Source organism: Streptosporangium becharense, from assembly GCF_014204985.1.
GTDB lineage: Bacteria > Actinomycetota > Actinomycetes > Streptosporangiales > Streptosporangiaceae > Streptosporangium > Streptosporangium becharense.
This window is the reverse complement of sequence record NZ_JACHMP010000001.1, coordinates 1,292,331-1,312,539: the sequence shown is the minus strand read 5'-3', so window position 1 is coordinate 1,312,539 and position 20,209 is coordinate 1,292,331. Positions and strand designations below refer to the sequence as shown.

The following is a 20,209-nucleotide window of genomic DNA, read 5'->3' as shown; positions in this document are numbered from 1 at the left end:
TGGGTCGAAGAACTTCGCAAGCGCGATCGGTGATCCTGCCCACCGGACCGAGGTCCAGCGGGCTTTGCCGGGAGTGTCGCCTCGGGACGGGGCGCCCGACGGCGACTCGTAGGCCCTCGTCCTCCCCTGCGGCACCTTCGACCTGGGAGGTCGTGCCTTGAACCCACTTCTGCGAAGCATCTCCGTCAAATGGGTGGCGATATCGCTGTCGGTCGCGGTGGCGAGCGTGCTTGCACCGCCCGGAGTCGCGCGCGCCGCACCCGAGCCGGAACCGTCACGGAAAGCGGAGACGGCCGCCCCGGTGGGTGAGGTCAAATTCACCGATCTGGGACCCGCGTCCAGAATGAGCATGGTCGGCATCAACGAGATGGGCCAGGTCGCCGGAACCAGACACCAGCGGCCCGTTCTTTTCTCCGAGGGATCCGTCATCGAAATCGGCGAGATGCTCCCCGCCGACACTGTTTGGAGCTGGGCTAGCGACATCAATGACAATGGCGACGTCGTCGGCCATTTCATGAGATTTGAGTTGGGGGATGAATGGTCCTTCTATCGACGGAAGAACGGTGTCTCGGACGTCTTCCCCCGGCCATTTGGCCGTGTCATCAACAACAAGGGGCAGACCGCGGGTGATAACTGGGTGCGTGATCCCGACGGTTCGGAGCTGAATATCTCGGCGTTCAAAAATCAGTCGTTGACCATCAAAGGGCTGAACGACTCCGGTTGGGCCGCGGGAACCGCCGACATGAACCCCGACCCGGACGTGGAAGACGTCCGCGCGTTTCGCGCGCGACCAGGCGAGCGCCTCGACGTCAACCGGGATCGCCTGAACTACCTCTACGGTAAGTCGACCGCCGCCTACGGCATCAACGACAAGGGGCAGGTGGCAGGGTACGGGCTGGACGCCAACGGCGGTTACACCCCGCTGATCTGGGAACCGGATGGCAGGGCCATACCGCTGGACACCCCTTACGGCGGCTGGGTGGAAGAGATCAACAACGCGGGCGTCGGCGTCGGGGACATGTACTGGCGTGATCCGCGCCGTGGCACGTACTGGCTCAAGCCGGCCGTTTTCCTGAATGGTGTCGGATACTACCTGAACGACTTGAAGCCTCCGGGCTACGAGAATCTGGATATCCAGACAGCCTGGGACATCAACGAGTCCGGTCAGATCGTCGGCCTCGCCAAGAAGACCGATGCGCCCTACCCCGAGTCGGTAGAGCACGCCTTCATTCTCGATCTGGGGTCGCCCAAGCCGGTGATCAAATCGATCACCGTCGAGACCCGGAGGTACCCTTCCGAAGACTGGGTCGACGCCGCGCCCGGAATCGGCATCACCGATGGAAGCCCGATGCGTATCACGGTCTCCGTCGAGAATCCGGCGTCCCATCCCATGTCCGTGCAGCTGAAGTTCTTCCAGGCGCCCACCATGGGGGAGAAGGTTCCGGGCACACCGCTGCCGATTGAACCGATCAACCTTGATCTCGATCCGCTCGAGACCGTCGAGGTCCGGGCCACCTGGAAGAACGCGGCGCTCGCCTGGGACGCCGGCGGCAAACCGGTTCAGCACCGTTTCGTGAAGGCTCGACTGTACGTCGGCGCCGCCCAGCAGAGCTACGCGGAGACGACCGGGATCCAGAGCAGGCCGAAGCCCGTGGTTCTGGTGCACGGTTACAAGAGTGACGCGGAAAGCTCATGGGGGAAGGCCTACCGACCACTGAAGGACATGCACCCCAACATGGGCGTGTTCGCGGTGGGCGACGGTCAGTTCGGTGACGACGGCGGCACTCTCAACACGGGAACCGAACTGCATCCGTTCGTGGAGACCAACTCTCTCGACGAGAACGTCGACGAGCTGGCGAAGTACATCGAGAACGTGCGCGAACGGACAGGCGCATGGCAGGTCGACGTCGTCGCCCACTCGATGGGCGGGCTGATCACCCGCCAGTACATCCAGAGCACGATGCCGAGGGTCACGGACGGCAGGCCCGCGGTGAACCGGATGCTGCAGATGGGCACTCCGAACCAGGGGACCCCGTGCGCGAACATGGTCATGGAAACGGCGATGCTGACATGGCCGTACGCCGTCCCCTACTTCCCGGCCACCCTGGAGAACACCACTTTCTTCGTGCGCGACGTCTTCAACGAGAAATACTTGAACCTCAAGGGGGCGAAGGCCTCCAATCTGGTCGGCGTGGGCCAGCTCGTGCCCTGCGTCAGCTTGCGGGGTGAACTGCCCCGCATGGGCGACCTGATCGTTCCGCGATGGAGCGCGCAGTTCATTTACACCGACGTCCCCACGACCGAGACGATGCACACGTCGATGCCCGAGTCGGTGCCGGACCTGCTGTCCTATGTCAAGCCACGGCTGGCAGGCATGACAGCCGGTGGTGCGTCCGCGCTGGCGAAGGCCTCGTCCGCACCGGTCTCGGCCCAGGCCGACGACGGCGCCGCGGGTGACACGGACGGGATGTCGACATTCGCCACGCCTTCGGTTCGTGCGGAGCCGGGCCAGACGGTGAGCGCGCCGTTGGAGGTTCCCCCGGGTGAGGTGCTCGGCGTGACGGGGGCGTTGCCGTCGACGGTGGGGTTGGTGTTGCGTGATCCGTCAGGTAAGGCGGTGGCGCAGTACGCGGCGGGCAGCGAGGCGGCCAAGCAGCCGATTCAGGGGTTGAGCGTGGCTGATCCGCAGGCGGGGGCGTGGAAGCTGGAGGTCACGAACACCGGGGGTGAGCCGGTTACCGCGAATGTGGGTGCCTGGGTCGCGGGTAACCCGGTGAAGGTGTCGGTGACCAGGGCTGAGCAGTCCTCCGATGAGGGCCGGGTGCGTGTGGTCGCTGCTGTGAGCGATGACGGCCGACCGGTCACCGGGGTGCCGGTGCGGGCGATCCTGCTGGCAGCGGACGGCACCCGCCATGAGGTGGCGCTGAAGGACGACGGCGGCAGCGACGACGGTGCCGCCGATGACGGTGTGTACGGCGCCGTGTCCGAGCCCTTGGCCGATGGCGTGCACATGGTCCTGGTGAAGGCGGACACCGCGAAGGGTATGCGGACGGCGCGGGATGTGGTGGAGGTGAAGAAGCCGGACCTGCGGGAGTTCGAGTTGTCGTTGTCGGCGCAGCCGGGAGGTTCGGTGTCGGCGTCGCCGGCGCGGGACACCTACCGTGCGGGGACGACGGTGACCTTGACGGCGACCGCGGATGCGGGGCGTATCCCCGTGGGGTGGACTGTGGACGGCGAGGAGCGGCCGGCCGGCGCGTTGAAGATTGTGATGGACGGTCCGCACACGGTGGTAGCACGGTTCGGCACGTATACGGTGACCGAGCTGGGCGGGGCTGCCGGTAGGGATCCGTCGGCCACCGAGGCGGTGGCGTTGAACGATCGTGGCCAGGTCGCCGCCACGGTGACGTGGCGTGACGGGGGGCAGAGGCTGCAGGAGCGTGCGCTGCGGTGGCAGGGGGGTGTGTTCACCGAGCTGGGTGGCGTGGAGTGCGCGGACACGGATGATCGTGCGTGTGGTTCACGTGCGATGGGAATCAACCAGGCCGGCGATGTGGCGGGGTATGCGGTCGCGTCGGTGGACGGTGGCAACCAGGAGCACGCTGTGGTGTTCCGCGGGGACGGTTCGGTCACCGATCTGCAGCCGGGTTCGCAGGGTTCGCCCGGCCGGGCGTTGGACGTGAACGACCGCGGTCAGGTGTTCGGCCGCAAGGACGGCAGGTGGGTGATGTGGGACCGGGGCATCCCGGGTGCGCTGCCGGACACCCCGCCGTTCCACGCGGGCGCGGGCGGGCTCGGTTCGTCCGGCAGCCTGGCGGCGGCGCGGATCAATACCGGCGGCGCTGTCGCTGGCGCGTATGTGAACGACACGAGCCTGGGCATTCCGGTCAGCTGGGCTCCGGCGGTCCATCGGGACGGGGCGACTGAGGAGCTCCCCGGGTTGGCGGTCGAGGGGCGTGACTGTGCCACGCCGCTGGGCGTCGGTTATGACATCAACACCGCGGGTGCCGTGGTCGGTTCGTGGGCGTGTCACCGGTTGAACTCCGAGCAGCACGCCGTCGTGTGGCGGGACGGCCGGCCGACCGATCTCGGTGTGGGTGTGGCGAGCGCGGTCAACGACGGCGGTCTGGTGGCGGGGCTCGCCCAGGGGGCCTCGAAGCACGATCCGTGGGTGCCGGCGCTGTGGCTGGACGGTGAGACCTACAAGCTGGCGGATCTGCTGCCCCGACCGATGTGTCCGAAGGACCTGACGCAGACGACGGCACCGTGCATGGGGCTACGGTGGGTGTTCGATGTGAATTCCTCCGGTCAGATCCTGGCGCAGGGTTTCGTCCGCGACCGTGACGCCTCCGGACCGACCCGCTTCACGGAGAAGGCGCGGTCGTTCCTGCTGACGCCCACGACGGCACGGGCCGATCTCGAGGTCACGCACAGCGGGCCCGCGGTCGAGCCGGCGCCTGGTGCGAAGGCGACCTGGACGGCCACGGTGACCAACAAGGGTGACGACCCCGCCACCGATGTCCGGCTGGACGTGCTCATCCCCCAGGGCGTCACCGGCGCGACCTGTGACACCTGGCGCGGCGCCTGCGCCGCGATCACCGGCGGGTTCCGCAACACCGTCAAGGTGCTGGAGCCGGGCTGGTCGGCCACGGTGGAGGTGACCGCTGCGGTCGCGTCCGGGACCGTTGTGGGCACGGACCTGAAGACCGAGGCCCACGGCTACAGCCTGGCGGTGCCCGATCCCGAGCGGGGCAACGACATCGCGACGGCGACGGTGACGGTGCGGCCTCTACTGGACAAGGCCGGCATCGCCTGGGCGGAGCCGGTGCGGGTGGGATCGAGCAGTGACCAGGTGCCGGTGAAGCTGACCAACCGGCTCGGCGCGCCGATGCCGCTGCGGGTGATCTCGGCCGATGCGCCGTTCGCGCAGACCAATGACTGCCCGGTGGAGTTGCCCGTGGGGGCCTCGTGCACGGTGCAGGTGACCTTCTCCCCGGCGCAGGCGGGGGCGGCGAACGGAAAGCTGGCCTTCTTCACCGGAGAAGACGCCGAGCCGACCTACTGGCTGCCCTTGACGGGCCAGGGAGCCCCGGCCAACGCCGTGCCGGTCGTCCAGGCACCGTCGGCTCCGCTGCGCGGGACGGCAGGCCGGCCCTTCACCCTGAGCGTGTCGTTCACCGACGCCGACACCGAGGACACCCACACCGCGGTCGTGCTGTGGGGCGGCATCGGGCCCGGCTCGGCGGAGGTCAAGCAGGAAGCCGGCGGCGGCACCGTCGAGGCCACCCACACCTTCACCGAGCCTGCCCAAGGGATCGCGGTGGTGCAGGTCACCGACAGCAAGGGTGACACCGGACGGCAGACGGTACCGTTCCTCATCGAGGAGGCCGCGCCGAACGCGGCTCCGACGGTGACGGCCGGGACCGACGTCGAGCTGAGCGTGGGTGAAAAGCTGCAGCGGACGGTGACCTTCACCGACCCCGACTCCACCTCCTGGACCGCGACGGTGGACTACGGTGACGGGGCGGGCCCGCACGCGGCGACGCTGAACGGACAGGAGTTCGCGCTGGAGCACCAGTGGGACGCGGCGGGTGTCTATCCGGTAACGGTCAAGGTGAAAGACGACGGCGGTCTGGAGGCCACAGCCACCTTCACCGCCACGGTCAAGCCCATCGAAACGCCCAACCAGCCTCCGGCGGTCACGCTGACCGGACCCGGCACGGCCGTCGAGGGGGCCGTCTGGACCACGCAGGCGTCGTTCACCGACGCCGACTCCGCTTCCTGGACGGCGACCGTGGACTACGGCGACGGTAAGGGGCCCGGCAAGCTGGAGGTGGACGGTGGCAAGCTGAGGCTGGACCACACCCCCGCCGACGACGGTGGCCGCACGATCACGGTGGCGGTGACCGACGACAAGGGTGCGACTGGCACCGCGACGCTGGCCGTGAACGTGTACAACGCGGTACCGGCGGTCACGTTGAAGGAACCGGTCGTGGCTGCGGTCGTTCCGGTGGGGACACCCATGTCGCTCAACGCGTCGTTCACCGACACGGGCAGCGCCGACAGTCACACCGCCGTCTGGACGATCGGCGGGCAGCAGGTCGCCGGGGCGGTGTCCGAAACCGGCGGCACCGGCACGGTGAGCGGGTCACACGTGTTCACCAAGGCCGGGCGGTATCCGGTCTCGGTGACGGTCACCGACGACGACGGCGGCGCGACCACCGCCGATTCCATCGACCGGGAGAAGACGTACGTGATCGTCTACGACCCGGCGAAGTCACTGGTCGGCGCCGGATGGACGACCTCGCCCGCCGGGGTGTGCACGTTGAACGCCAAATGCGCCCGGGAGGGCAGGGCGACCTTCCACGTCGCCGCCCGCTACCGCCGCAAGGACGACACCCCCACGGGTGAGCTGCACTACAACGTCCCCGGGTTCGACCTGCGCGACACCTCCTACACCGTGCTCGCGGCGGCCGACCGTACCGCGATCCTGCGCGGAACCGGAACGGTCAACAAGACCACCAAGGTCACCTACGAGGTCACCGCGATCGACACCGGCAAGCCGGTTGACCGCAGCGACCGGCTGATGATCAGAGTCTGGAACATCGATGGTGAGCTGATCTACGACAACAGTGGCAAAGCGGCGCCGGTGATCGGCATCATCCGCGTCAGCGACTGATCGTCCGCCTTCCGGAAGAACTCCGCGCCGGCCGGGCCGTCCCTCGGGACGGCCCGGCCGGCCGTCTTCCCGCGAGTCTCGACGAAGCCGTCTGGAAGCCAGCCCGCCGTGATGCCCCGTGCCGGATCATCGACCACCGCCGGTTCCATCCTGCCGTCCGGGCGTGATCCTCCCATCACACGAGGCCGGCGTCGGGACGCCCTCGATGGGTGCGGGGACAGCCGCGCCGGCCCGCCCCGCCGCGAAGCACGCTAGTACGACACCTGGGTCTGCGCGTTCAGCTCGGTGGTCTTCACCTGCTTGGCCGGGTCGGTCAGCGGGTCGTCGATGCGGAGCACGTCCAGGCCCTTGCTGATGTCGCTGGAGTAGATGTGGCCGTTGTAGTAGTAGGCCGACCAGGAGCCGCCGACCCCCTGGACCGGGCCGCGCTCGAAGAAGCCGATCTCCCTGGGGGCGGTCGCGTCGGTGAAGTCCCAGATCGACACCCCGCCCTGGTACCACGACTGGACCATGATGTCCTTGCCGGGGATCGGCAGCAGCGACCCGTTGTGCGCGACGCAGTTCTCCTCGGGCGTCTGCTCGCGCGGGATCTTGAAGTAACCGAGGCGCCTGAGCCTGCGGTCCGCGCCGAGCTCGTACACGGCGTTGGCACCCTTGGTCTTCGCGATGGTGGAGTCGCAGGTCGCGCTCACCCCGCCGCCCAGCTCGTCACCGAATACGATCTTGGTGGCGTCGTTGTTGAACGTCGCCGAGTGCCAGATCGCGAAGTTCTCCTCGTCCTTGACGTGCTGGAGGACCTTGGGGTTGGCCCGGTCGGTGATGTCCATCAGGATCCCGTCGCCGAAGCAGGCGGCGGCGGCCAGGTTCTTCTCCGGGTAGACCGTGATGTCGTGGCAGCCGCTGAGGAGCTCGGCCTCCTCGCCCACCTGGGCGAGCACCGGCTGGGAGACCACCTTGGCGGTGGCCGGCGCCTTCAGCGGCACCTCCACCACGGAGATCTTGTTGTGCGGCGCCGGGCAGCCCGGTGTCTGCGGCTCCGGGCCGGGGGAGGAGACGTACAGGTAGACCCGCTCCGCGTCGCCGGGGACGAGGGTGTGGGTGTGGGAGCCGCAGTCGGTGCGGACCGCCGACAGGAACCTGGGGTGGGCCTTGTCCGAGATGTCGAAGATCCGGATGCCCTCCCAGCTGCTCGTCTCCACCCCGCCCCGCCCGGCGTCGCACCCCGGGCCGCTCCGCGCGGTGTCGACCGACAGGAACAGCAGGTTCCCGGTCACCGAGACGTCGTTCTGCTCGCCCGGGCAGAGCACCTGGCTCACCACGGACGGCTTGGCCGGGTCGGAGATGTCGAAGACGGTGAAGCCGTCGAAGTTGCCGACGAACGCGTGGTCGCCTTGGAAGGCCAGGTCCGTGCCCCAGGCCTGCGGCCCGTTGAGCGGCGCCCGGGGCGGGACGTTGGCCACGTGCTTGACGTTCGCGCTGACGCGGACGTCACCCGCCGAGACCGGGAAGGTGGTGGAACCGGCCGCGGCCCCGGCCGGGGAGGAGGTCGCGGGCCCGGCGGAGGAGGAGACGGCCCGCGGGGCGGGTGGCGCGGGATCGGCCGCGCACCCGGCAAGCAGAAGCAGACCGGCCAGGCCGAACGCCGCGGTAGATCGCACAGTGCCCCCATCGGATCGGTTGTCCTGCCGCATCATTAAAGCTATGTGGAGGATGCGGCTGCCGGGCCAGGGTATCGCGGTGATCTTTTCGCTATCGCTTCTCGCGGGCTGCACCGCCACCGAGCCCGAGGGGCCCGCCGCGCTCGTCGCCGGCTCCGGCGCCCCGGTGATCGTCCCGGGCGGTCCCGGCGACGCGGGCCGCACCGCCACGCCGGGCGAGCGGCTCGGTGAGTCGGAAGCGGGGGTCACGGCGGCCGACGTCAGGTTCGCCGAGGACATGATCCCGCACCACAGGCAGGCTCTGGAGATGGCGGGGCTGGTGGAGGCGCGGACCTCGTCGCAGCCCGTGCGGAGACTCGCCGAGCGGATCACCGCCGCGCAGCGGCCCGAGATCGGCGCGATGACGGCGTGGCTGCGGGCCCTCGGCCGCACGGCGGGCGGCCACGAGGACCACACGGTGAGCCCGGAGCAGATGAACGAGCTCAGGACGGCCAGGGGAGCGGCCTTCGACCGGCTCTTCCTGACCCTCATGATCGATCACCACGAGGCGGCGCTGACCATGGCCGGCCGGCAGCTGCGCGAGGGCAGCGACCGGGCCATGCTGGCCACGGCCAAGGACGTCCTGTCCGGGCAGAGCACCGAGATCACCCGGATGCGGCGCCTGCTCCGTTCCGGGACCTGAGGAGGCCCGGCGAGGCCGGGCCGGCGGTCACGGGAGAGGGGCGGACGGTCGCCGGGAGGGGTCAGGAACTCCAGAGCATGTTGCTGAGCTCGGCGTCGAGATCCATGAAGTCGGTCTCGCGACCCGCCGGGACCAGTTCGTACGTGCGGTGCAGGAACTCCGTCAGCGGAGCCAGCGGCACCTCGAACAGGGCCTGTCCGAACGGCGACGTGAGACTGATGTGCAGGGTGCGCTCGCCGTCGGCGCGCGCGGGCCAGACCTGCACGTCTCCGTCGCCGACCCGCCGCACGATGCCGACGGTCAGCAACTCGCGGGCGAAGATCCACTCGACCGGTTCGTCGTTCCCCACATGGAAGGCCATTCTGATCGCGTACGGATCACCGGCCGTGTAGCTGAGCCCGGCGAGCAGGGGGACGGTGGTACGGTCGGGGACCACAAGCCGAAGGCCTAGCTCGGCAGAGACGGTGGCGCTGTTCATCGTCAGCCAAACCTTTTTTCCTCGTCGGTCCCCTCTTCGGGGCTTTCACTGCTCAGACGGGCGTCGTCCCGCCGGAGCCACCCACGCGGAACGACGAAACCTGTAGGAAAGATTCCGCCTCCACGCCCTTCTGTAACACACATCACAGCGCGACATTTGGGCATCTACCTGGCTAAACATCACCAACAGGGCCGTATTTGCGAGGGTTTTGCATCTCGTTTTGGTCACCGTCGACTCCCGGGTAGGGCGTCTCGGGTGATTCGGGTCGAGCCCGGGTCGTACGGGCTCTTCTCCGGATCAGGACGATGCTATGTCACCGTAGCCCACCACCGGATGCATCCCCGAAGCTTTGCCTCGTCACCGTGTCGCCTATCAAGATCGTATTGGGTGGTGACATCGCTTCGCGAGCGCTCGCCGATTGCTGTATGGTTTCTCTCGTCGGCACCGAGAGGCGCCGCACAGGGCGGGCGATTAGCTCAGCGGGAGAGCGCTTCGTTCACACCGAAGAGGTCACTGGTTCGATCCCAGTATCGCCCACAGCGTGAAACAGCAGGTCAGAGCCCGGCGGACTGTACAGTCCGCCGGGCTCTTCTGTGTCCAACAGCCCCCGTGGGAGATCTTTGGGATAACAAGATCGTGACGGTGGCCCGTCGGCGTGTCGCCCGCGGCGCCGGCCCCGGTTGCACCGGCAGCCGGCTCACCAGGTGGGGCGCTCCTCCTCCGGCGGCTGATGCCGGTTCGGCAGCCCTCGTCCCCGTGTGGCGGCGCACTGCGTTGAGGGCGGGGAACGGGTGTCGGACGCCGATGATCAACGGTGCGACTCGCGATCGGCCGGTGGGTGACCTGGGCCTCCCGCCGGCGGTTTCGCAGGCGTGCCCCTTCACGGCGTTCACAGGGCCGAGCGCTTCTGGTGGCTTCAAGTGAACCCCAAGTGTGTGGATCTAGCCTTTCAAGTCGCACGGACCTGTATCGATCATGAAATCCCTGGAGTTTCCATATGCGCACCGGCATCCGAGCCCTGCTGGGCCTGACCACGGCGGCGGCCCTCGTCCTCGGCGGTTCCACCACCGCCTCGGCCGCGTCAGACCCTGGCACCTGGAAGTGGGGCTCGATCTACTCCGCCGACCACAAGGCCTACGCCAAGGGCAAGGTGGTCGCCCTCCAGTCGGGCTTCGAGGTCTCCGGAACGCTCAACGACAGCGCTGGCGCCGGCTGCGGGTGGGTGCAGCTGAGCTACCGGGACAGGTTCAGCACGGAATGGAGCGGGGCCAACCTCTTGAACTGCTTCAACAGGCCGACGACGTTCCGCACGAGCGTCGGGGGCATCGATCTCATCAGGGCACGGGTCTGCGAGGGCACGTACCAACGGCCGACGGCGTGCTCCAACTGGCGGGTTGTCTTCTCCAACTGACGGCTCCGCAGACACCGCGCGGGCGGGTGCGGTGCCCGCGGAGCCGCCGGCTTCGGGAAGCGGTGCCCGCAGCGGCGTCGAAAGCTTTCAGCAGGCCCCAGCCTGGATTCCACCGCCGGTTCCGCAGGTCTTTTCGGTGTCGGAGGGAGTTCTGCCGGTTCCGTGTTCATCGTGGGCTCTCGCTCGTGACCGCTCCGGGCGCGGGGGGCTCCGGGCTCCCGGTGTCACGGAGGGGAGAGCAGGTCACGCAAGGCGCGGCATTCGAGGACGGCCCGGTTCGAGCCCTTTCGCCCGGCCATCGCCGTGACCTCGGGGATCTCACCGGTCGCACCGATCCGCCGGGCCGTCTGGCGGGCGAAGGTGAGGAAGCCGACCAGTCTCCTGCCGGACCGCTCGCCCGCGGCGGGCATCAGATGGGGCAGGGCGGCGGTGATCATGGCCCACGCCTCTCGGTGGGCACCCTCGTGGACGAAGTCCTCCATGATCTTCCGGAATGCGGCGAGCGGGAGCCAGGAGTGGCGCATCCGCCGCCCGAACTCCGCGCCCATGGCCGCGGCGGGCAGGTCTCCGGTGGCCGAGAGGTATTGCACGGCCCGGCGCCGGTACACCGACATGCCGAGGGCCAGCCGTTCCACCAGCAGCAGGGCGGTCGCCTGCCCGGCCGGTCCCTGCGCGCAGGCGAGGTCGGTGAGCCGCGGCCCGTCGGTGAGGTCGCCGGTCCAGTCGCTGTGGAACCGGAGCGGGATCATGTGGGCGGCGATCACCTCGCGGTGGGACGGCATGACGCCCGGCCACCAGCCGATGAGCTTGCCGTGACGACCCTGTCCCTCCTGCAGGAACGGAGGCGGCGCGACCAGGAGGGCGGCGATCAGCGATCTGGCCGCGCGCACCACCGGCTCACCGGCCGGCGCTCCTGCCCCGGCCCAGTGTTCGTCCGGGATGATGGAGACCACCACGGCGGTCTGCCACCACTTGAGCCTTCCCTCCGGTTCACGCTCGTCGAGCCAGTGCCCAGCCGGATTCTCCGCCGTCCAGCGGGCGATCTCGCGTTCGACCGCGGAGACCGCAGGTAGTCACCGGCGCGCGAGGCCACCTCGGCCGGGGACGGTTCGAGCAGTTCGTGGAGGCGGGCGAAGAACCGCAGGTCGGTCACACTTCCCCCGCGCAGGAAGCGGCCCACGCAGCCCCGTAGCAGCAGCTCCCGGTCCACCCGCCCCTCGGCGGCCAGGGTGTGCAGCGCGCTCAGCCACGACGCGGCGGCGGGCGGGTCGGCCCGCTCCTCCCGCAGAACCGAGCCCACCCCCTGGGCCTGGAAGAGCCTGGGCAACAGCGTGTCGAGCAGCGGGTCGTCGCGCAGCCGCTCCGCGGTCGGCGGCGTGCTGGCCCAGACGACCACGAGCGGGTCGTGCTCGGGCGGCGTCACACCGGTGCGGCCCAGCAGCGCGAAGGTGAGCGGCAGGTTCCGGTCGCGCGGATCATCCTCCCACCGGTCGCGCCGGACGCGCACCCGCAGCGCGAGCCGCGTGGCGAGATCGGCCTGCCATTCGGCGGGGCGGGCGGCGACCGCCTGGAGCACCGGTTCGACGAGGTCGGCGAACCCCCGGCGGCGTTCCATGTCGCGCCGGTTGAGCCAGGCGACCACGGCCGCCGCTCCGGAGATCGTGCCCGCACCCGCGACCCGCATCGGGTCGATCCAGGCGTCGTACTCGGCCCGGGACGGATATTTCCTCTCCGCCTCCGGCAGGCTCAGCCGGGGATCCTCCCAGGTGCCCTCCATGTCGCCGCCCCAGCCGAGGGTCTCCGCCCACCGGTGGTGGATCTCGCGCAGCGGCACCCCGCGTTCGCGGGCGAACCGCTTGTAGGCCTCCCCCCGTTCCAGCCGGATCCGGCCGAGCCTTTCCGAGCGCTCACCCAGCCGCCTCTCCACCTCCCACCGGGCCACCTCGATGTGGCCCGGCAGTTCCCGGGCCACCTCCCTCCGCCCGGCGTCGTCGAGGCCGGCGACCCCGGCCGCGACCTTGAACGCGTCACCGGTGCCGATGAGGTCGCGGATCTCCTCCCACACGGTCATGACGGCATCTCCTGAAAGTCGGTCCGGATCACCCGGACGAAAGCGCGCGGCGCGCCGGTCAGGAGGGACGCTAGGGGAGGCCCCGGACAGGAACGGGCCCCCGGAGCCCCGGCGGAGAAAAGATCACCCTGTGGGCGGACCCCGCCTTCCCGGAGGGCGGACGTCCGCCCCGGGCGTTCCGGGGTGGCCGCGGTCGGCACGCCCTACCGGGGTGTCAGCCGGCCGCGGCCGGTCCCCCGCCGGCCGGGGCGCCGAGGAGTGCGGAGATCTCGGCGGCCGTCTCGCGGATCAGCGGGCCGTACCGCTCGGCGCTCTCGGGGGAGACCCGGGACTCCGGGCCGGCGATGCTGACGGCTCCGCAGACCTTGTTCTCGGCATCGAACACGGGGGCCGCGAAACCGCGGATGCCCTCGCGGTTCTCGGCGTCGTCGATCGAGTAGCCGCGCTGCCGGGTGCGCTCGAAGTCCGCGAGCAGGTCGGGGATCGTCACGATCGTGTTGGGGGTCCGGGCGGCCAGCGTCCCGGGCAGGTGCTCCCGGAGGTCGGCGGGCGGGAGGAAGGCGAGGATCGCCTTCCCCACGGCGGTGGCGTACGCGGGGACCGCGTCACCGACCCGGCTGAAGATCCGCACCGGTTGCGGGCTGTCGGCGACGTCGATGTAGACGACGTTCGAGCCGGACAGGATGCCGAGGTGAGCCGTTTCCCGGGTCTCGACGACCAGGCGGCGCATGGCCGCGAGCGCGGCCTGCCGGAGGGTGACCCGGTTCAGGTAGGTCGACCCCAGTCTGGCGTTCGCCACCCCGAGGGAGTAGACGCCGAGGTCCTCGTCGTAGTGGAGGAACTCGCGGCGGGTCAGGGTGCGCAACAGGCGCTGCGTCGTGGGCTTGCTGTAGCCGAGGATGCTGCTGCACTCGGCCAGGCTCAGGCCCGGGGGAGGACTGGCCGCGATCTGGAGCAGGACGGACAGAGCGCGGTCGAGCCCCTGGGTTCCCGACACGGAGTCGCCGCCGGAAGCGCCCGGAATGCTCTTCTTGCCGTCCTTGGCCGTGCTCACTGCCATCTGTGCCCTCTTCTCCAAAGGTCATCGGTGTCGGATGTCGCCGGACGGGCTGTGCCGCCGGTGTGCCGCCGGTGTGCCGCCGGTGTGCCGCCGGTGCGCCGGAGCGCCACCGGCAGTGTGCCGGTGATGCTCCGGCGGCACACCGGTCTTCCGCCGGGTCATAAATGATCATCCCGGCAGGATGGGATCCGCGCGGCGTCGGAGCCCTCGGCGGGTCCCGTCCTGCCGCGGATGGTCCCGGCCGGCCCCGGATGGTGCCGGATGGTCCTGGCCGGTGTCCGCGCCGTCGGCGGCGGACGGTCCCGTTCCGATGCCCGCGCGGTCGCCGGGCATCCGGCGACCGGCCGTGTGTTTCCCGCCCATGAGATTCCTTCCGCCACCGTGACCGGGAGGTGGCGATCCGTCAAACATCTGTTGACGTGCGGAGCGATTTTGAAATAGCGTACCAAAATCTGCAGCGGTTCCGTACAGCCGCAGGTCACAGCGCATGGAGGTGTCCCATGGGGACCGTCGACCACATCGTCTTCCCCGCCGAGGCGCGGGAGGAGGTGCCGGGCGTCCGGCTGCGGACCGTCCCGGCCCCCGACGGGACGGTCTGGAACGTCGTCGAGTACCAGGCCGGCGCCGTAAGGGACGACGTGTGGTGCACCAAAGGCCACCGCGGATATGTCCTGACCGGCACGATGAGCTACGAGTTCCGGGACGGCGGCTCGTTCAGCGTCGGGCACGGCGCCGGGTTCATCCTCGGCCCGGGACGCGCTCACCGGGGCCGCAACCTCTCGGACGCGGCCACCCAGTTCCTGATCATCGACGATGCGTCCTGACCGGGAACCCGGCGTGCTGCGGGGCCGTACGGCGCTGGTCACCGGCGCCAGCCGCGGGATCGGCGCGGCGATCGCCGTCGCGCTGGCCGGGGCCGGAGCCGACGTCGTCGGGGTCAGCTCGGCTCTCGCCACCCAGGAGGCGGTGGCGGAGTCGGTCCGCTCGGCCGGCGGGCGGTACGCGGCGCGGGAGTGCGACCTGGCGGACCGGGGTTCGCTCTACCGCCTCCTGGACCGGCTCGAGGAGGCGGGCGAGGCGGCACCGGACATCCTGGTGCACGCCGCGGGGATCAACCGGCGGGCGCCCGCGGTCGCCCACGGCGACGAGCTGTGGGACGAGGTGCTCGCCGTCAACCTCACCGCCCCCTTCATCCTGACCCGCCGGATCGGGGCGGAGATGGTCGCGCGCGGTTCGGGAAAGGTGATCTTCCTGGCGTCGGTCATGACGTTCCAGGGTGGGATCACCATTCCCGGGTACGCGGCGAGCAAGGGAGGCGTCGGCCAGCTCGTCAAATCCCTCGCCAACGAGTGGGCGTCATGCGGAGTTAACGTGAACGCAATAGCGCCGGGATATGTGAATACCAATATGAACGAGGCATTGCTGCTCGACGCGGACCGACACGCGAAGATCAGCGAGCGGATCCCGGCGGGACGGTGGGCCGAGCCCTCTGACATCGGCGGCGCGGCGGTGTTCCTGGCCTCGTCCGCCGCCGACTACATCCACGGGGTGACACTGCCCGTCGACGGCGGCTGGCTGGGCCGCTGACCTCGCAGGCGCCAGCCGCCCGTCCTGTGGCATCCGGTTCCCGGCCGGCCCGCCGGGCGGGTGCCGCTCCGGGGGCCGCCGCGGCTCCGGCGGCGCCGGAGCGTTCCACCATCCTTCTCCGAGGCGGCCGGAATGTCGTTCCTCTGATACCTGGAATCGTTTCAACAAATTCACCGGAAAGGCGGACGGGATGAAATTCAGGGTCCAGCCGGGCACGGCGGCGGACGGCCGCGCGATAACGTCATGAGCGGGCTCGTCGTGCTCGACACCTCCTACGGGGACATCCTCGTCGAGCAACGGGCCGCGGCGCCGCTGTCGGTCGGCGTCACGGACGCGCGCCGGGGCGGTGACCTCGGCACCGCCGAGGGCGTCCTCGTCCAGTACGCCACCATCGGCGCCGAGCAGATGGACGCGCACCCCACCTGGCGGGTGATCGGACGCTACGGGGTCGGGGTCGACACCATCGACCTCGCGGCGGCCGGCGAGCGGGGGATCGCGGTGGTCAACGTCCCGGACTACTGTCAGGAGGAGGTCGCCACCCACGCGGTCGCCCTCATCCTGGCCGCCAACCGCCGTCTGACGGGCGGCGACCGGCTCGTCCGCGACGGGCACTGGCCGCAGTGGTCCCGGCTGCGGCCCGTGGTCCCGCTCTCGGAGCAGACACTGGGGCTGATCGGGATCGGCCGCATCGGCGCCGAGGTGATCCGCCTGGCCGGGCCCTTCTTCCGTGAGGTCGTCGCCCACGACCCGGCGGTCACCGCCGCGGCCGGGGCACGCATGGTGGATCTGCCCGAGCTCCTCGCGCGGGCGGACGTGGTCAGCCTGCACTGCCCGCTGCGGGCCGAGACCCGGCACATCCTCGACGAGCGGGCCTTCCGGTTGATGAAGGACGGTGTCACGGTCGTCAACGTCTCCCGCGGCGGGCTGATCGACTCCGCGGCCCTGGCGGCCGCCCTCGGCAGCGGGAAGGTGACGGCGGCCGGCCTGGACGTCCTGGAGGACGAGCCGCCCGGTCCGGACGACCCCCTGCTCCGCGCACCGAACACCGTTGTCACCCCCCACTTCGCCTGGTACTCGGAGACGGCGGAGGTGCGGCTGCGCGGACTCCTCGCCGAGCGGTGCGCCGCCTACCTGCGGGGCCGCGAGGTGCCCTCGATCGTGAACGCGACCACGCTGAAGGCCACGACATGACCGCCCCCATCGAGAACGCCGTCCCCGCACCGGTCGGTATCGACGACCACGACGCGCGCGACCTCCCCCTCACCCCCACCGGCAGCCCCCAGGTCGTCGTCTCGGGCGATCCGCGGACGGCCGAGCACGTGCTCCACGAGTCGCCGGAGGTCGAGGTCGGCGTCTGGGAGGTCACCCCCGGCGTGTTCGACTCCCGCAAGGCCGGCTGCTCGGAGATCATGCACTTCCTCTCCGGGGAGGGACGCCTCGACCACGCCGACGGCACGCACTCCGACATCCGCCCGGGCGTGACGGTCATCCTGCCGGAGGGGTGGACGGGCCGGTGGACCGTGACCTCGACCGTCCGCAAGATCTACACGATCTGCCGCGTGACGGCGGCCACCCCGGAGGACGCATGAGCGTCGACGCCCCGCCGCGTGCCCCCGGGACGCCGGCGGCCCCCGCCGGCGGACCCGGGACCCGGCCGGGGTACCGGCGCGTGCGGGACGGGGTGTCCTACGGCCTCATCGCGGTGCCCTTCGCGATCCTGTTCACCCTCCTGTACGCCTGGCCGCTGGCGAACGTCGTGCTGCGCAGCCTCAGCGAGACCGGCTCCCTGGACTACGGGAACCTCGGGTTCTCACTGGCCAACTACGCCAGCCTGTTCCAGGACGACTTCCTGCTCCTCATCGAGTGGCGCACGGTCCTGCTCGCCGTCGGCTCGACCCTGCTGACCGTGCTGGTGGCCCTGCCGGTGGCGTACTTCCTGTCCCGGCTGCCCCGCCGGGTGGCCGGAGTGCTGCTGCTGCTCGTGCTGATCCCGTTCTGGGTGTCGATCGTCGTCCGCCTGTTCGCCCTGACCGCGTTGCTCAGCCCCAACGGGGTGGTGAACGAGACGAGCCAGGCGCTGGGGCTGGGGGAGCTCTCCCTGCTGCACAGCTTCGGCGGGACGCTGGTCGGCACGACCTGCTACCTGCTGCCGTACATGATCCTGATCCTGTACTCCGGGATGTCGGCGGTCGACGGCAACCTCATGCTGGCGGCCAAGACGATGGGCGCCTCACACGGCCACGCGCTGCGGCGCGTCTACCTCCCGCAGATCCGGCCCTCGCTGGTCAGCGGCACGCTGCTGGTCTTCATCCTGGGCCTGAGCTTCTTCATCGTGCCCGCCATCTTGGGCGGGCCGCGCCAGTCGACGATCTCGACGTACATCCAGCAGCAGATCGACATCTTCCAGTGGGGCGTCGCCAGCGCCATGGGCGTGCTGCTGCTCGCGGTGACCCTGGTGCTCTACGCCGGGATCGTGCGGATCACCGGGCGGATGGATCCGGGTGCCGCCATGGCGACCCAGGCCAAGGGGGTCAGCGCCGCGGAGCCGTTCCGGTGGAGCGCGGGCATGATCGCGGCCGCCGCGGTGACCGCGGTGACGCTGCTGGTGCTGATGGCCCCGGTCCTCCTCGTCTTCCCGATGTCCGTCGGCGAGACCTCGACCGTCGTGTTCCCGCCCCGCGGGTTCACCCTCGACTGGTACGGCAAGGCGTTCGAGGGCAGGACCTGGACCGTTCCACTGCTGCGGAGCCTGGTCGTCGGGATCGGCACGGCGCTCCTGTCGCTGGTCATCGCGCTGTCGCTGTCACGGCTGACGCAGCGCACCCGGTCGGCGGCCGGCCGGGCCCTGATCCAGGCGCTGGCGTTCGCCCCGATCATCACCCCCGCGATCCTGCTGGCGATCGGGATCTACGACGTCGAGCTCCGGCTCGGACTGGCCGGGACCACGGTGGGGCTCGTCCTCGCCCACACGGTCATCGCCTTCCCCCTCTCCTTCGCCGTCGTCAACACCGCGCTGTCGGCGGCGGACCGGTCACTGGAGCAGGCGGCCTGGACCCTCGGCGCCTCCCGCACCAGGACCTACTGGACGATCGTGGTGCGCCGGGCGCTGCCCGCGGTCGTCGGGGCGGCCGCCGTCGCCTTCGTGACCTCCTGGGACGAGGTCGTCCTCGCCCTGTTCCTGCAGACGGGGCCGGACAAGACCCTCCCGGTCACCATCTACCAGTACCTGGAGAGCGGGATCGTCCCCACCGTCCCGGCGGTCGCCTCGATGCTGATCGTGGCCGTCGTCGTGGTGGTCCTGATTACTCGTGTCCGTCGTCGCCGTCAGGCCCAGGGTGGAGGTACCTCATGAGATCCGCAGTGCGAACGCGTCCGGGCGACGTGACCACGCCGGTACGGCGGGGGGAGGTCCGGGCGGAGGCGATCAGGCTCGCCTACGGCGGGGTCACCGCCCTGGACGAAGTCGACCTGCACGTCGAGGCGGGGGAGTTCTTCACCCTGCTGGGACCGAGCGGATCGGGAAAGACCACGCTGCTGCGCCTGATCGGCGGCCTGCTCGAACCCGGCTCCGGGCGGATCCACCTCGACGGCCAGGACGTGACCGGCCTGCCGCCGCAGAAACGCGACATCGGCTTCGTGTTCCAGAACTACGCGCTCTTCCCGCACCTCACCGTGGCGGAGAACATCGAGTTCGGGCTCCGGGTGCGGAAGATCGACCCGGCCGCCCGGCGGCGGCGGGTCACCGAGATCCTCGAACTCGTGGCGCTCGGGGGCTTCGGCGACCGGCACCCCGGCGAGCTGAGCGGCGGCCAGCAACAGCGGGTCGCCCTCGGCCGGGCGCTCGCCCAGCGTCCCCGGGTGCTGCTGCTGGACGAACCGCTGGGTGCCCTCGACCGGCGCCTGCGGCAGGAGCTCGGCGCGGAGGTGCGGAGAATCCAGCAGGAGGCCGAGACCACCGCGATCTACGTGACCCACGACCAGGACGAGGCGTTCCTGCTCTCGGACCGGATGGCGGTCATGGACGCGGGGGCGATCCGGCAGACCGGGACGCCGGAGGCCCTGTACCGGCGGCCGGCCGACCGGTTCGTCGCCCGGTTCCTCGGCGAGACGAACCTCTTCGACGGCCACCTCGTCGACGGGGGCCCGGACACCGTCGTCGCCGTCGGGGGCGGGACGGTGGTCTGCCTGCCTCCCGACAGCGCGATCACCTCCGGCGCCGTGCACTGCGCGGTGCGGCCGGAGCAGATGGTCATCGTCGAAGCCGGAACCGTACCGCCGCCCGGGCTCGGCGTGCTCGGCCCGGCCGAGGTGACCGCCTCCCGGTTCCTCGGGCAGCGACACGCCATCACCCTCCGGGCGGGGGAGCGCGTCTACCACGCCGCCGTCGACCCCGCCGGGGAGCATCCGCTCGTCGGCGACCGGGTCCAGATGTGCGTCCGCGACGGCCAGGCCGCCGTGGTCCCGCACGGTGACCGGAGCACGGGCCGCACCGACCGGGACGCGAGCCACGCCGACTGACACGTGAGCCGCGCCGACCGGGACGCGAGCCGTCCCCTCTCCTCTTTCCCGCACCTCCTCTTCCAGTT

General features: G+C 70.2%; 14 protein-coding genes and 1 tRNA gene. 10 read left to right on the top strand and 5 right to left on the bottom strand.

All coding sequences use genetic code 11. The features are described from left to right. The first annotated feature begins 157 nt into the window (after positions 1-157). Complete coding sequence (locus F4562_RS05675; protein WP_184547871.1) at positions 158-6,676, top strand: PKD domain-containing protein; 6,519 nt, start codon at positions 158-160, stop codon at positions 6,674-6,676. 251 nt (positions 6,677-6,927) lie between these two features. On the opposite strand, the gene F4562_RS05670 is transcribed toward F4562_RS05675, so the two are convergent. Then, complete coding sequence (locus tag F4562_RS05670) at positions 6,928-8,334, bottom strand: LVIVD repeat-containing protein (protein WP_311734275.1); 1,407 nt, start codon at positions 8,332-8,334, stop codon at positions 6,928-6,930. 79 nt (positions 8,335-8,413) lie between these two features. Between F4562_RS05670 and F4562_RS35660 the strand changes: the two genes are divergently transcribed. Next, positions 8,414-9,016 (top strand): DUF305 domain-containing protein, encoded by a 603-nt coding sequence (locus F4562_RS35660; RefSeq protein ID WP_311734274.1) that lies wholly within the window; start codon positions 8,414-8,416, stop codon positions 9,014-9,016. A gap of 61 nt (positions 9,017-9,077) precedes the next feature. Here the strand turns inward: F4562_RS35660 and F4562_RS05660 are convergent, their stop codons facing one another. Further along, positions 9,078-9,494 carry an SsgA family sporulation/cell division regulator gene (locus tag F4562_RS05660; protein ID WP_184547867.1) on the bottom strand — a complete coding sequence of 139 codons (417 nt, stop codon included), beginning with the start codon at positions 9,492-9,494 and terminating at the stop codon, positions 9,078-9,080. A gap of 465 nt (positions 9,495-9,959) precedes the next feature. Between F4562_RS05660 and F4562_RS05655 the strand changes: the two genes are divergently transcribed. Both F4562_RS05655 and F4562_RS05650 read left to right on the top strand, forming a co-directional pair. Then, positions 9,960-10,031: transfer RNA gene (locus F4562_RS05655), tRNA-Val, on the top strand. Positions 10,032-10,491: 460 nt separating this feature from the next. Continuing rightward, positions 10,492-10,905 (top strand): hypothetical protein, encoded by a 414-nt coding sequence (locus F4562_RS05650; RefSeq protein WP_184547865.1) that lies wholly within the window; start codon positions 10,492-10,494, stop codon positions 10,903-10,905. Between the two features lie 224 nt (positions 10,906-11,129). On the opposite strand, the gene F4562_RS05645 is transcribed toward F4562_RS05650, so the two are convergent. The 3 genes from F4562_RS05645 to F4562_RS05635 form a co-directional block, all read right to left on the bottom strand. Continuing rightward, positions 11,130-11,795, bottom strand: a complete 666-nt coding sequence (locus F4562_RS05645) for a hypothetical protein (protein ID WP_184547863.1) — start codon at positions 11,793-11,795, stop codon at positions 11,130-11,132. Further along, positions 11,774-12,976 (bottom strand): hypothetical protein, encoded by a 1,203-nt coding sequence (locus F4562_RS05640; RefSeq protein WP_184547861.1) that lies wholly within the window; start codon positions 12,974-12,976, stop codon positions 11,774-11,776. The genes F4562_RS05645 and F4562_RS05640 overlap by 22 nt, the downstream gene beginning before the upstream one ends. Before the next feature lie 214 nt (positions 12,977-13,190). After that, a complete protein-coding gene (locus tag F4562_RS05635; protein ID WP_184547858.1) occupies positions 13,191-14,036 on the bottom strand; it encodes an IclR family transcriptional regulator in 846 nt (281 codons plus the stop codon). Positions 14,037-14,536: 500 nt separating this feature from the next. Here F4562_RS05635 and F4562_RS05630 point away from each other — a divergent pair, with 500 nt between their 5' ends. From F4562_RS05630 to F4562_RS05605, 6 genes are all read left to right on the top strand, one after another. After that, on the top strand, positions 14,537-14,860 hold the full coding sequence (locus F4562_RS05630) for a hypothetical protein (protein WP_184547856.1): 324 nt from the start codon (positions 14,537-14,539) through the stop codon (positions 14,858-14,860). Then, complete coding sequence (locus tag F4562_RS05625) at positions 14,850-15,623, top strand: SDR family oxidoreductase (protein ID WP_184547855.1); 774 nt, start codon at positions 14,850-14,852, stop codon at positions 15,621-15,623. Before F4562_RS05630 ends, F4562_RS05625 begins: the two co-directional genes overlap by 11 nt. Positions 15,624-15,866: 243 nt before the next feature. Continuing rightward, positions 15,867-16,814: a C-terminal binding protein gene (locus F4562_RS05620; RefSeq protein ID WP_184547853.1), complete on the top strand. Its 948-nt coding sequence runs from the start codon at positions 15,867-15,869 to the stop codon at positions 16,812-16,814. Beyond that, a complete protein-coding gene (locus F4562_RS05615; protein WP_184547851.1) occupies positions 16,811-17,212 on the top strand; it encodes a cupin domain-containing protein in 402 nt (133 codons plus the stop codon). The genes F4562_RS05620 and F4562_RS05615 overlap by 4 nt, the downstream gene beginning before the upstream one ends. Further along, entirely contained in the window at positions 17,209-18,975 is a 1,767-nt protein-coding gene (locus F4562_RS05610) for an ABC transporter permease subunit (protein ID WP_184547849.1), read from the top strand. The genes F4562_RS05615 and F4562_RS05610 overlap by 4 nt, the downstream gene beginning before the upstream one ends. After that, the gene (locus tag F4562_RS05605) at positions 18,972-20,141 is read left to right on the top strand and encodes an ABC transporter ATP-binding protein (RefSeq protein ID WP_184547847.1); all 1,170 of its coding nucleotides are present in this window, start codon (positions 18,972-18,974) and stop codon (positions 20,139-20,141) included. Before F4562_RS05610 ends, F4562_RS05605 begins: the two co-directional genes overlap by 4 nt. The last annotated feature ends 68 nt before the right edge of the window (positions 20,142-20,209 follow it).

Bases quoted from the DNA above. Each gene is read 5' to 3' on its own strand.
- F4562_RS05615 (WP_184547851.1), top strand. From the start codon at position 16,811: ATGACCGCCCCCATCGAGAACGCCGTCCCCGCACCGGTCGGTATCGAC.
- F4562_RS05625 (WP_184547855.1), top strand. From the start codon at position 14,850: ATGCGTCCTGACCGGGAACCCGGCGTGCTGCGGGGCCGTACGGCGCTG.
- F4562_RS05650 (WP_184547865.1), top strand. From the start codon at position 10,492: ATGCGCACCGGCATCCGAGCCCTGCTGGGCCTGACCACGGCGGCGGCC.
- F4562_RS05640 (WP_184547861.1), bottom strand. From the start codon at position 12,976: ATGACCGTGTGGGAGGAGATCCGCGACCTCATCGGCACCGGTGACGCG.
- F4562_RS05660 (WP_184547867.1), bottom strand. From the start codon at position 9,494: ATGAACAGCGCCACCGTCTCTGCCGAGCTAGGCCTTCGGCTTGTGGTC.
- F4562_RS05635 (WP_184547858.1), bottom strand. From the start codon at position 14,036: ATGGCAGTGAGCACGGCCAAGGACGGCAAGAAGAGCATTCCGGGCGCT.
- F4562_RS05630 (WP_184547856.1), top strand. From the start codon at position 14,537: ATGGGGACCGTCGACCACATCGTCTTCCCCGCCGAGGCGCGGGAGGAG.
- F4562_RS05610 (WP_184547849.1), top strand. From the start codon at position 17,209: ATGAGCGTCGACGCCCCGCCGCGTGCCCCCGGGACGCCGGCGGCCCCC.
- F4562_RS05620 (WP_184547853.1), top strand. From the start codon at position 15,867: ATGAGCGGGCTCGTCGTGCTCGACACCTCCTACGGGGACATCCTCGTC.
- F4562_RS05605 (WP_184547847.1), top strand. From the start codon at position 18,972: ATGAGATCCGCAGTGCGAACGCGTCCGGGCGACGTGACCACGCCGGTA.